The organism is Candidatus Methylobacter oryzae, assembly GCF_003994235.2.
GTDB lineage: Bacteria > Pseudomonadota > Gammaproteobacteria > Methylococcales > Methylomonadaceae > Methylobacter_A > Methylobacter_A oryzae.
Genome location: NZ_RYFG02000087.1, coordinates 1 through 11879, shown reverse-complemented (window position 1 = coordinate 11879; position 11879 = coordinate 1). Strand labels below are relative to the sequence as shown.

The window sequence follows — 11879 nt, the reverse complement described above, 5'->3', positions numbered from 1 at the left end:
GGCATGAAGCGCATTTTTCACGATTGAACAGCCAATGGATAGTTAATTACAAAGGCTGCATATATTTCTATTTCGATAAATACTGTTGATTGCATTTTGAAACCGACTCGGCAATTTCCAGCCTCAATGCTTCCGGTTCAAGCACTTCAATACGATCACATTGCCCTAAAATCCACCATCGTAATTGCCAGGTATCGGAAACAGCAGCGGTAATTTCCCGGAAACCTGATTCATTGGCCGGGCTTATTATTTGGTCTTCGCTTAAGCGTGTTTCTTCAAGTATTAACGCCAAATGATCGCAAATTCGTGCTTTTAGATGGATGGCGGCAGCGGAACCGAAGTGGCCTTGTTTCGCTGAAAATTCTGTTAAATTAAACGCCGGTTTGTGGCGGCAGTCTTGTTCCAATATTTGAGCCGCTTGCATTCTGTGCAACGCATATAAATAAGGGTCTTCATAATCATTAGCCATTGCGGCAAGGTACGTGACCGGGCCGCGCTGAATTAAACCCAAAGGGTGCAAGCGGTATTCTTTTGCCTCCGGTCGATTGGGGGCTTGGTAAGTCACTCTTAATTGTTTTTCGTTCAATAACGCTTCATGAACGCTCCCTAAGATTTCCTGATTGAGTGTTGGCGGAATCAAGGGTTGCGTCGGTTGGATAACACAAAACTTTTCCGGCCACTGGGTAATCTGGTTCTTTTTGTGCAGTTCCAGAGTCTGATGGGCCTTATTGAAAATGTCGTGCAGGGAGCGCGTAAGTAATACCGGTAAGGATTGGTTGAGATAGCGTTCAACCATGACTAATGATAAGGCTTCGGGCAAGGTGATTCCGCAGCCGGTTGGGTTATCCCTACCGGCCCAACGGTAGCCGTGAGCCAAACCGTTTTTCGGTTCTCCATCCTGGTTGCTATTGTCGTTACATTCAAGCTGCTGATGAGTTTCCAGTAATGATTTTAAGTCACGGCGGATATTGGGTACGCTAACTTCATAGCCTTGTTTCTTTAAATCGTTGACGATTTCGGAAACAGTCACCCACCGCGCTGAACGCCCGCTCAGCTTGCGAATGCTTTCCAATACCTGCAATCGCCGTTGAAGAGTGGCTTGTGATTTTTGACCCGGCACAATAGAACTTCCTGGAGAATGTTTTACAAGATATTGAATCAATAGCTGTTTTTTATCAGGTATTGCTAACCCTTACGCATTTTGTAAGGGTGGTGAAGTAAACTACGTCCCGAGTCAGAAATAAAGAGTTGTTTAACAAAATTAACCATTACATTCTTTAGGAAGGCAGCTATGTCAAGTTTAGCATTTGAAATCGGTTTTGATCATTATCGCTACGATTTACCTTTGGATATTTCGAGATTCCAGGACAACCAGCGCCAGCAAATCCGCTATGGTTATGAAGCGGCAAAAATGCAAAAAGTATCCCAGAGAAAGCCTGATCTCTATGAGAAAAAACTAATGACCCTTCGTGATCGCGCCTTAGTTAAGGGCTTAGAGGTATCAATCTCGACACAGGATTTAATTGCAAAACTTGAGGAAAGCAAAGGCCGTTGCCCAATAACACTGTTACCGTTCACCTTTGCGGAAAATAATGCCACCGATTGGTCGGTTGATCGCGTGGACAATACGCTCGGCTACTGTCCCGATAATATTGTGATTGTATCGGTTATAGCCAATCAGGCTAAAAGCGGCCTGGATTTGGCGGGAATAATTAAAACTGCCCTGAGAAAAGCTAAAACAGAGGATTTATTGAATGACAGGGAATGGTTACGCATGGCTCGTTTTTACTATCACAAAATGAAAATCATGAAACCGTTGTGCCTGTGTTTACTCTTGGCCGAAAGTCAATCTTTATATGATCAGATTGTTTTTATGCAGCTTTTTATGAATCAGGAAAAACGGGCGAAAGCATTCTTGAAACAACTTGAAAAATATATCGGTAAGGGGGACGTTATGAAGGCCGCCAAACTGACTCAAAAACGGGCTTACCATCGAGCGGATATAGATGTCGAAGTGTTATACGATAGTCCCAAGCTTTATCGCTGGGTGCGGTCGTTCATAGCGGCAATCAATGCGCATCGTGCGGAATTTGATCCTTTGTTGATGGAGTGTTTGTTTGCTTGAAAATAAAAGCAAAGTATATATCTGCCGCTTAGATTTATGATCAAGGATCAAGCTTTTTCACTTTAATGAAATAAATCTTAACTTAACGGAGAAATTTTATGCAATCTTATAAAGAAATGGCTGATGACTTTCTTGCCGAATGTAAACGAAATGCCAAAGAATACCGTCTTGGCCAAGCTCAACTTACATATCCATTTGCCCCCTGTTACCGTTTGCCGTGGTGGCCTGAGGCGATAGCTTATTTTTATGAAATTAAAGCCAGCAATATTGTGCGCAACGGCCGCAAAGGTAGTAAGGAAAACTTTGTCAATGATGTTTTTGCGAAAAGAGTATATCGGTATTTTTGTACGTTAAAACAACAGGGCGTATTGCAACAATTTTTTAGTAGTTATACGCATGCTATAACCGTGTACGATAAAGTAATGGAAGCTTTTGAGGGGCACCATGGAACTAACCATTCAGATACAAATTTGGACAATCAGATTGTAACTTTGAATTTACAAAACAATGGAGTTACTCGCAAAATTTTCAATGATGCTTGTAACAATTTAAAAAAATCCGGTGAAAAAGTAACGTTAGTGTCAATTTGTGATTTTATAAAAAATTCTTATGATACGAGCAGATTTGAAAGCGATTGGGAAACTACTTTAAAAGATAAAATATCTGAATGGAAATTGGAAGATGAAAATCAAGGACTTTAATCCTGATACCGGAGAGATTGATGTGGAATATGATCTAAAAAATATTTTTGGTTTTTTTGCATCCAAAGGATTTAATTTCCCTGAAGAAGTTATTACCCGCTACGTTCTCTCGTTAGCCACAAAGCCATTTGTGATGTTATCCGGCATTTCCGGCACAGGTAAAACCAAAATTGCCCAGTTATTTGCCGATTATATGTGTCAAGACTGCACAGAAGAAGAGCGCGAACGACGCATAGCCTTCGTACCGGTACGCCCCGATTGGCTGGATAACCGTGGCATTCTGGGGTATTACAATATTCTTGAACAAGCTTATTCGTCCACACCAATTTTGCGTCTTTTGCTCGAAGCGGCTAAAGAAGAAAATCAGGAAAAACCTTATTTTATTATCCTGGATGAGATGAATTTAGCCAAAGTTGAATATTACTTCGCGGATTTTCTTAGCATTATGGAAAGCCGAACAATGGGTAGTGAAAAGGGCGAAAAGCTGCATTTACATGATGGTAAACAGCAAGATAGTGATGACCACGGCATCGTCAGAGATGCGGACGGTACAGAAATTCCGCGAGCACTTCATATTCCCGATAATGTTTATTTTACCGGCACGGTTAATATTGATGAGTCAACCTATATGTTCAGTCCTAAAGTATTGGATAGGGCGAATGTAATTGAGTTTAATGAAGTTAATTTACTGCCCGGGAATCAGGCGGTCGTCAGTCAATTTCGTTTGATGGAGGCCAATATAGAAAAAATAAACAATATTTTCGATAAAGAGAATCGCCGCGCATTTTGTCATTTTCAAGATGTCAATGACTGTCGGGCGAAAAAGGAAATTGATGACATTCATAAGGAGCTTAAAAAAAGCAATCTTCATTTTGGTTATCGTGTAGCTAACGAATTTGCCCGTTTCATTAATTTATCTGATGATTTGGTTGGCGAACAACATAGAAGCGAAGCTATAGATATACAGATTCTACAAAAAATTCTGCCGAAGTTTCATGGCACCCAAGGCAAATTACTGGAATCATTAACGGCATTAAAAACACTTTGTGATGATAAAAGCTATAACCGTAGCTCCAAAAAATTAGAGGTTATGTTGAAACAGCTTGAGCAGGACGGTTACACCAGTTTTATCCAATAACAATGCATTACTATAGCCCTAACTATAAAGCGGTATTACTCTCGGCAGAAATACCGGAGTTCCCGGAAATGGAGGATCTGGGTAATATCGAACAATCTTCCGATCTTATAGAAATAAATGAACTGGAAACATGGTATTTAAAGTTTTATGACAAAAATAAGATCCCTCTTGAATTAGAGCATCAGAAAGATTACTTGCAAGAAAAGGATAAGTTAAACAAGTTTTTCGAGCGCTTGTCGGATAATGTTTTCCGGATTAACTTTAAAAATTATGTTGGCTTATCCCGTTTTGCCGGATTCCAGATAAGAGTCATTAATACAAAAATAAGTGAAGATCAGTTCGATGCGATGCTGCATGAACTGTGCGATGAGTATGCCAATCTGATATTCAGTTTTCAGCAAACGGTTGGTAGTAGCGGTTGTAAGGAAAAAAGCGGTAACGATCCTTTATATTTGCAAATTCTTTTTATCAAGCATTTTTTGCTGAATTCATCGCCGAACTTACAACATATTGCCGAATTGATTTGCCGTAATCCGCATCACCGTTTACAAGCTATCCGGCAAACAACACCCGTTGAATTGGCGCGGCAGATAGATTTGACGAGTATTGTCACCCTATTTAGCAATTCATCCGCACTTGCTGAACTACGTCCTGGTCACTCGTTGGAAAATTCCTCCATTGCCAGACGCACTGCGGCGTTGTCCGGTCGTCATTTGTTTCCGATTGAATTAGCCGAATGCCATCGTAGAGTTGATCACGATACACCGGAAAATCGATTCATTAAATTCTTTATCGGCGATTTACTGAGCCGCTTGCGTCAATTTAATGTTAAAAAGAGTTTTCTCAATCCGGAACTTCAGGATGACTTGAAAATGCTGGTGCAAGAGTTGGAGCATTTCAGTCAAAATCCACTTTGGCAAACGGTCGGCAATCTCCAGCATATACCGAGCCATTCCATGGTTTTACAGAAGCGTGATGGTTACAGCCACTTGTTCAAATTGTATTCCTTGTTGCAGCTTGCCACACGTTACACATGCTCGGCATTTCGTTTTGATAGGCTGATAGAACTTAAAGATGTACCGAAGCTCTACGAATATTGGTGTTTTTTCCAAGTTAAGCGCGCCATTGAACGGGTATTATCGCAGCGTCAGCCAAAAACAATAACATGGTTCAATCATCAGGAAGAGACTGTATTAGAAGCGGGCTTATGGCTTGATTATGGCGATAATATCGGTCTTTATTATGATAAAGACTGTCGCGGTTCCGATCCCGGTCAATTGGCGCCTGATGGTTTGAGTGGCTATTCGTCGCTTAAATTAAGACCTGATATTATGATTTGCCAAGGTAGCCGCAAACTGATTTTGGATGCCAAATATAAAATTGACAAAAATAAGGATGACGCAAAAAGTGATGATCTCATAAAAATGCATGCTTACCGAGACGCTATCAATAATGTGTGGGGCGCTTACGCGCTATATCCTGGTCAGAAAGCCGATAAACTTGAGAAATACCCTTGTTTCGGTGAAGCTGATACTAGCTACAAAGGTATTGGGGCAATCGCCTTAACACCTGGGAATTATCAACAGGAATTAGATACACTTATCCAAGTATTTTTGTCTTAACTCATCTTTGTGATTAGCTATTAATAAGGCTAGCGATGGGTGGGGCGGGTTGATCTACCTAGGCCTTGCCCAATGCGTAAATGTCGCGCTTGCGTGTTGCGGAACGTGTTGTTCACGGCGGACATGATATTCCCGCAGACGACATTGCCCGACGCTTTCCGCGTAGCCTGCATAATCTTCTTCAGCTGTTTTCCCCTTTGGCCGACCAGACATTTTGTTTCATGAATAACGATAAAGTGCCTGAACTGGTATTTCACCAAAACGCTAAGCAGCGGCTGGTATTTCATCATGAATTCTTTCAACTTTTGCAACAAGAGGCTCAGCCATGAGTATTCAAATACCCCTAACTCCCAATCAGGAAGCGCAAGCTATGCTCGACTGTCTGCGTCTGGCTGTTACAAAGGCACTGGATCGCAAGCGGCGACTGGGACAATATGCGGTATTTTGGTCTGAAGGAGAGCCTATCGCCGTCGGCGAGGATGCGCCTGTGGAGTTAAAGGCACGAAAAGTTTCTCGGGATTGAGCAGTCATGCGTTTTGCCGGTTTTAAAATGCTGGTGTCAAGCGCAATCATCTGTTCAGAAAGCGACATAGTTACAACATCGTCAATAAGCTGGGTTGCGGTTATTATATGCGCCAGTTATTTTCATAAACAAAGTTGTGGGTAGGGTAAAACAGATGATTCGTGCAGGTATTGTGGGCGGAACCGGGTATACCGGTGTTGAGCTATTGCGGATTTTGGCGTTGCATTCGGAAGTTGAGGTGACAGTCGTCACTTCGCGAGCCGATGCGGGCGTTAGGGTGGATGCGCTTTATCCCAGTTTGCGCGGTTCTATCGATGTCGAATTTAGCTTGCCCGAGGTCGAGACCTTGGCTGAATGTGATGTGGTGTTTTTCGCGACGCCGAACGGCACTGCAATGCTGATGGCGGAACAGTTGCTGGCTCGCGGCGTAAAAGTCATCGATCTGTCCGCCGATTTCAGGCTGAAAGATGCCAAGGAGTGGAGTAAATGGTACGGTATGGAGCACGCCTGTGCCGATCTGATTGCTGAGGCTGTTTACGGTTTGCCGGAAGTGAATCGCGAGGCGATCAGGAAAGCTAATCTGATTGCCTGCCCCGGTTGCTATCCTACTGCGGTGCAATTGGGATTTTTTCCGTTGCTTGAAAACGATTTGATCGATGTTAAGCATTTAATCGCCGATGTTAAATCGGGCGTCAGCGGGGCAGGGCGTAAAGCGGAGCTGGCGACGTTAATGAGCGAAACCGGCGAGAGTTTTAAAGCTTATGCTGTTAGCGGGCATCGTCACTTGCCGGAGATTAGTCAGGGGTTGGAACTAGTGGCAGGCAAATCGGTCGGGTTGACCTTCGTACCGCATTTAACGCCGATGATCCGGGGCATACATGCTACGTTATATGGTCAAGTGGCCGGAAGCCTGGATGACGTGCAGGCTTTGTATGAAAAAAGATATGCGAATGAAGCTTTTGTTGATGTCTTGCCGCAAGGCTCTCATCCCGATACCCGCAATGTTAGGGGGAGCAATAATTGCCAGATTTCGATTCATCAACCCCAAAGCGGCCACACTATCGTGGTGCTGTCGGTCATTGATAATCTGGTTAAGGGGGCGGCAGGACAGGCAGTGCAAAATATGAACTTGATGTTCGGGCTAAAAGAAGATCTAGGCTTAAAGACAATTGCCTTGTACCCATAATTCTTGACTAAAAAGATAGGTATAGTCATAATTCATTCAACTCCATTTTACAGTGCTAAATATATGTCTAATCCGATAATTTTTACTGACAGCGCCGCTTCTAAAGTAAGCGAGTTAATCGCCGAGGAAGGCAATGATAATCTGAAACTGAGAGTTTATGTTTCAGGTGGCGGTTGTTCGGGATTTCAATACGGTTTTACTTTTGACGAGGAAGTCAATGAAGATGACACCTGCGTTGAGAACGGCGGCGTCACGGTATTGATTGATGCGATGAGTATTCAGTATTTAACCGGCGCTGAAATCGACTATAAAGAAGATTTATCCGGCGCACAGTTTGTTATTCGCAATCCTAACGCAACTACGACTTGCGGTTGCGGGTCGTCTTTTTCAGCGTAAATCCATTTATTGTTCCCCCTATTCGGGCGGCAGGATGCCGCCTTTTTTGTTTGCCGGATAAATGCCGCCAAGAATGACGGATTTAACAGCTCCGGTTACTTCTTTTAGATTACCGGGCCGACTGTTTAGCGTTTGTCTGGCTAACCACGCAAAAGCCACGGCCTCAACGTGATCGGGATGCAGTCCGTACGACTCGGTTGATTCAACAGGACATTCAAGTTGCTGCCGGATAAGTTCCAGCAAGTAATCGTTATGCATGCCGCCGCCGCAAATTAAGACGCGCCCAGTATCCGGCGCGTGTTTTTTTATCGCATCGCAAATCGTTACCGCCGTTAAAAAACATAAACTGGCTTGTACATCTTCTGCTCTGTAGCTGAATGCGTCAAAGTACTGATATAGCCAGGGCAGTGAAAAATATTCTTTGCCGGTGCTTTTAGGCGGGGCGGCGTTGAAATATAAGTCTTTTTTGAGAGTATCAATCAAGCCATAGTCGATTTTTCCGCTTTTGGCCCAAGCTCCGTTTCTATCATAAGACTGGTTTTGTTGTAGCTTGATCCATAGATCCATCAGTGTGTTGCCGGGGCCGGTATCAAAGCCGATGACTTCCGTCGACGGATCTTTAGACAGTACGGTAATATTTGCGATGCCGCCGATATTGACTATGCAGCGGTGCTCATCCGGGTGATGAAATACCGCCTTATGAAAAGCCGGAACCAGTGGGGCGCCTTGACCTTTGGCGGCAATATCCCGGCGCCTGAAATCTGCCACGGTAGTAATGCCGGTAAGTTCGGCAATGACATTGGGATCGGCAATTTGCAAAGAAAACGGAAATTTGATCTCCGGCGCATGGTAAACGGTTAAGCCGTGGCTGCCGATAGCACTGACCGAGGATGGGGAAATGCTGTTTTTGCTAAGCAGTATGTTAACAATATCCGCGAATAAATGGCCAAGTCGGGCGTCCATTGCTCCGTATTCTTTGAGAGAGATTAGCGAGTCGGGCTTGCTGAGCCGTTGAATCGCGTTTTGAATGTCGGCGGGGAAAGGCTGGTATTCAAAACTGACAAGCTGGACTTTATCGTCCGTAAAATCGACAAGTGCGGCATCAATTCCGTCCAGGCTGGTTCCGGACATGAGTCCGATATAAAGTTCAGGCATTATTGTCATTAATCGAAATGAGATGGTTGCGCCGGTGACGGAGGCAAGGCGTTGCTTGGAACAATTGCCGGGGGAGTTTCGGCAAATAGACTTTGGGCTTTTGCTTGGTTAAGTTGCGCGACAAACGTTTGGGTTTGAGCTTTAAAGTCAGCCAGTAACTCGTTACTGATAGGCATTGAGTGCGGTATTTTGACTGTTTCCGGATCGCGGTAAATCCCATCGACGTGAAACTCATAATGCAAGTGAGGGCCGGTAGCCAAGCCGGACTGACCGACATAGCCAATAACGTCTCCCTGCTTGACATGATCGCCAACCGTTAAGCCTTTTTTGAAGTCGGACAAATGCGCGTAAAGTGTTTCATAGTGATCGTTATGTTCGATTATGACGACTTGTCCGTAAGCGCCGTTTCGACCGCAGAAAGTAACGATTCCGTCGCCGGTTGTTTTTACAGGCGTGCCGGTTCTGGCTGCATAGTCAATGCCTTTATGGGCGCGGATTCTGTTGAGGATAGGATGCTTGCGATGCATATCAAAAGGAGAGCTGATTTTTATAAAGTCAACCGGGGCACTCAAAAAAGCCCTTTGCATGGATTGTCCATCGGGCGTGTAATAACTTGCAATTCCCGATTCATCTACATACCTGACAGCTGTGTAAGGTCTTCCTTGGTTAATAAACTCAGCTGCAATAATCTCGTCGATATCGGTTTCTTTACCGCCGACCATTTTTTTTCCGTAAACAACTGTAAACTCGTCGCCGGGACGTAAGTTCGTTGCAAAATCGATGTCCCATGCAAAAATTTCGGTAAGCTGCAAAATAAGCTCTTTTGATAGGTCTGCTTCAAGTCCGTCAAGGAATAAAGAGGTTTCAATAGATACGTGAGCGGTATTGATTTTTTTAGGCTGTGGGCGATCAATTGGAATTGGGCGGAATGCTTTATCGCGGATTGAATCGGCGACCGGATCCGATTCGGTATTTTCCAGGTCTAAATCAGTCGAAGCGTTTTTATCGGACTTTTTATAGTTGGTAAGTTTTACGGATGTCGATTCAATTGATTTGGAGGAAATAACCGTGTGTTTTCTAGTAGAAGAATCTATAGAAGCAATATCTTTATCTTTGGTCTTTTGACTCAACTTGGGTGAGCTAATAGTTTGCTTATCGTTCTTTTTGTTAGATGCAACAGAGGTTTGTTTTTTTTCAGCGGATTTAGTGATTGATAGTTGCTTATTATTTTTCTGTTTGGCGGAGACGATTGGCTGATTTTTGGTATTAGCTTTAGTGGTTTCAACAACTTTTTTTACGGTGCTCTGCTTAGGTAAGGTTGCGGTTTTTTTTTCAGTAGAGTGTGCTGGTAAAGCGGGTGTTTTTTTATTGCTTTGGTTGCTTTTTACTGCGACTGTGGATTTTTTATCAGTGGTTTTTGAGGGCGTAGCAGAAATAGTTTTGGTTGTTGTAGGTTTCTTTACTGATTTTGTTTGTGTATGACCGGTTATTGAAAAGGCTATGCTAATTCCAAAGAGCAAAGAGGTATAGATTCTATTTTTCACTAGGCTATGCTAAGTAATTGAAAATTGGATAAATCAGAAAAGACTTAATAGATTTACAGATTTATTCTAAGTGGTTTTGAGGTTTTTACCAATATTAGGTTAGATAAAAGTTTTATTCAATGGAGAAGCTAATAACTCTATAATAAAAAAATTTATAGATAACTGGAGAAAGAAATTGCAAGAGGACGTACTGGAGCACCTTCTGAGAGGGGCTGACGAAGTTTTAGTTAAACAGGAGTTGATTAAAAAGCTCGAAGAGGGGCGGCCTCTTCGGATTAAAGCCGGTTTTGATCCGACTGCTCCCGATTTGCATTTAGGCCATACGGTTTTAATTAATAAATTAAAACAATTTCAGGAGTTGGGGCATGAGGTGTTGTTTCTGATTGGTGATTTCACCGGCATGATAGGTGATCCAACCGGTAAAAATGCAACGCGTAAACCGTTGACTCGGGATGAAGTAATTGAGAATGCAAAAACCTATGAAGAGCAGATATTCAAAATTCTTGATCCGACTAAAACGCTGGTGATGTTTAATTCAAGCTGGATGAATGCGATGTCTTCAGCGGATCTGATTCAACTGGCTGCAAAACATACTGTGGCCCGAATGCTGGAGCGAGATGACTTTAATAAACGTTTCAAGGGGAGTCAGCCCATAGCGATACATGAATTTTTATATCCGTTGATTCAGGGCTATGACTCGGTCGCGATGAAGGCGGATGTCGAATTGGGTGGTACGGATCAAAAGTTTAACCTGCTGGTTGGGCGGCAATTGCAGGAAGCTTTTGGACAGAAACCTCAAGTTGTCATAACTATGCCTATTTTGGAAGGGTTGGATGGCGTACAGAAAATGTCTAAGTCCCTTAATAACTATGTTGGTATAGCTGACTCTGCCGATGATATGTTTGGAAAATTAATGTCCATATCTGATGAGTTGATGTGGCGTTATTTCGAATTGTTGAGCTTTCGCCCTATGACTGAAATAAAGTTATGGGCAGAAGAATGCAAGCAAGGTGCAAATCCAAGAAACTATAAAGTGAAATTGGCTCAGGAAATTATAGAAAGATTTCATGATTCATCCGCTGCTGTTAAAGCATTGGAAAACTTTGAAGCCAGATTTCAGCGCGGCGCAATGCCTGATGAAATGGATGAACTGGAATTAAAGTGCGATAGTTCGAGTTATGGGATAGCGAATCTATTAAAAGATGCGGGCTTAACGGAAAGTACATCAGAGGCAATCCGCATGATAAAACAAGGTGCGGTAAAGATTGACGGAGAGAAAGTTTCTGATCAGAAATTAGAGATTCCGGTTGGTGCTAAACATATATACCAAGTTGGAAAAAGAAAGTTTGCAAGAGTGAAAATAAAAGCTTGACGAATAGCAGGAAGGGCGTAGAATGTGCGGCTCTTTCGGGGCCGATGTTGCGAAAGACAGCCTTGGGGTTCCGCAATAATGAACGCTGGGGTTGACAAGCAGGTTAAGTCGGTTATA

At 43.1% G+C, this 11879-nt stretch carries 12 protein-coding genes; 9 read left to right on the top strand and 3 right to left on the bottom strand.

Annotated features, from left to right (window positions below):
• Positions 1–67: 67 nt before the first annotated feature.
• Positions 68–1120, bottom strand: coding sequence for a helix-turn-helix transcriptional regulator (locus EKO24_RS09475; protein WP_127030013.1), 1053 nt, complete (start codon positions 1118–1120; stop codon positions 68–70).
• Positions 1121–1291: 171 nt separating this feature from the next.
• Here EKO24_RS09475 and EKO24_RS09470 point away from each other — a divergent pair, with 171 nt between their 5' ends.
• The 8 genes from EKO24_RS09470 (at position 1292) to erpA (ending at position 7691) form a co-directional block, all read left to right on the top strand.
• Positions 1292–2125, top strand: a complete 834-nt coding sequence (locus EKO24_RS09470; RefSeq protein ID WP_127030012.1) for a hypothetical protein — start codon at positions 1292–1294, stop codon at positions 2123–2125.
• 98 nt (positions 2126–2223) lie between these two features.
• Complete coding sequence (locus EKO24_RS09465) at positions 2224–2826, top strand: hypothetical protein (RefSeq protein WP_127030011.1); 603 nt, start codon at positions 2224–2226, stop codon at positions 2824–2826.
• The gene (locus EKO24_RS23165; protein WP_127030010.1) at positions 2807–3964 is read left to right on the top strand and encodes an McrB family protein; all 1158 of its coding nucleotides are present in this window, start codon (positions 2807–2809) and stop codon (positions 3962–3964) included. Before EKO24_RS09465 ends, EKO24_RS23165 begins: the two co-directional genes overlap by 20 nt.
• Before the next feature lie 2 nt (positions 3965–3966).
• Positions 3967–5586 carry a DUF2357 domain-containing protein gene (locus EKO24_RS09455; RefSeq protein ID WP_127030009.1) on the top strand — a complete coding sequence of 540 codons (1620 nt, stop codon included), beginning with the start codon at positions 3967–3969 and terminating at the stop codon, positions 5584–5586.
• Positions 5587–5666: 80 nt separating this feature from the next.
• A complete protein-coding gene (locus EKO24_RS09450) occupies positions 5667–5915 on the top strand; it encodes a hypothetical protein (protein WP_127030008.1) in 249 nt (82 codons plus the stop codon).
• Positions 5912–6109, top strand: coding sequence for a hypothetical protein (locus tag EKO24_RS09445; RefSeq protein WP_127030007.1), 198 nt, complete (start codon positions 5912–5914; stop codon positions 6107–6109). The genes EKO24_RS09450 and EKO24_RS09445 overlap by 4 nt, the downstream gene beginning before the upstream one ends.
• A gap of 154 nt (positions 6110–6263) precedes the next feature.
• Positions 6264–7295 carry an N-acetyl-gamma-glutamyl-phosphate reductase gene (gene argC / locus EKO24_RS09440; RefSeq protein ID WP_127030006.1) on the top strand — a complete coding sequence of 344 codons (1032 nt, stop codon included), beginning with the start codon at positions 6264–6266 and terminating at the stop codon, positions 7293–7295.
• Between the two features lie 63 nt (positions 7296–7358).
• On the top strand, positions 7359–7691 hold the full coding sequence (erpA, locus tag EKO24_RS09435; protein ID WP_127030005.1) for an iron-sulfur cluster insertion protein ErpA: 333 nt from the start codon (positions 7359–7361) through the stop codon (positions 7689–7691).
• A gap of 18 nt (positions 7692–7709) precedes the next feature.
• Here erpA and EKO24_RS09430 read toward each other — a convergent pair whose 3' ends face one another.
• Positions 7710–8846 carry an anhydro-N-acetylmuramic acid kinase gene (locus EKO24_RS09430; RefSeq protein WP_127030004.1) on the bottom strand — a complete coding sequence of 379 codons (1137 nt, stop codon included), beginning with the start codon at positions 8844–8846 and terminating at the stop codon, positions 7710–7712.
• 8 nt (positions 8847–8854) lie between these two features.
• On the bottom strand, positions 8855–10390 hold the full coding sequence (locus EKO24_RS09425; RefSeq protein WP_127030003.1) for a peptidoglycan DD-metalloendopeptidase family protein: 1536 nt from the start codon (positions 10388–10390) through the stop codon (positions 8855–8857).
• 175 nt (positions 10391–10565) lie between these two features.
• On the opposite strand from EKO24_RS09425, the gene tyrS reads away from it, so the two are divergent.
• Complete coding sequence (gene tyrS / locus EKO24_RS09420) at positions 10566–11762, top strand: tyrosine--tRNA ligase (RefSeq protein ID WP_127030002.1); 1197 nt, start codon at positions 10566–10568, stop codon at positions 11760–11762.
• Positions 11763–11879 lie beyond the last annotated feature (117 nt).

What these genes read in the sequence shown, in the direction of transcription:
- EKO24_RS09470 (WP_127030012.1), top strand. Translation starts at nt 1,292, where the DNA reads ATGTCAAGTTTAGCATTTGAAATCGGTTTTGATCATTATCGCTACGAT.
- EKO24_RS09465 (WP_127030011.1), top strand. Translation starts at nt 2,224, where the DNA reads ATGCAATCTTATAAAGAAATGGCTGATGACTTTCTTGCCGAATGTAAA.
- EKO24_RS23165 (WP_127030010.1), top strand. Translation starts at nt 2,807, where the DNA reads ATGAAAATCAAGGACTTTAATCCTGATACCGGAGAGATTGATGTGGAA.
- EKO24_RS09455 (WP_127030009.1), top strand. Translation starts at nt 3,967, where the DNA reads ATGCATTACTATAGCCCTAACTATAAAGCGGTATTACTCTCGGCAGAA.
- EKO24_RS09450 (WP_127030008.1), top strand. Translation starts at nt 5,667, where the DNA reads ATGTCGCGCTTGCGTGTTGCGGAACGTGTTGTTCACGGCGGACATGAT.
- EKO24_RS09445 (WP_127030007.1), top strand. Translation starts at nt 5,912, where the DNA reads ATGAGTATTCAAATACCCCTAACTCCCAATCAGGAAGCGCAAGCTATG.
- argC (WP_127030006.1), top strand. Translation starts at nt 6,264, where the DNA reads ATGATTCGTGCAGGTATTGTGGGCGGAACCGGGTATACCGGTGTTGAG.
- erpA (WP_127030005.1), top strand. Translation starts at nt 7,359, where the DNA reads ATGTCTAATCCGATAATTTTTACTGACAGCGCCGCTTCTAAAGTAAGC.
- EKO24_RS09430 (WP_127030004.1), bottom strand. Translation starts at nt 8,846, where the DNA reads ATGCCTGAACTTTATATCGGACTCATGTCCGGAACCAGCCTGGACGGA.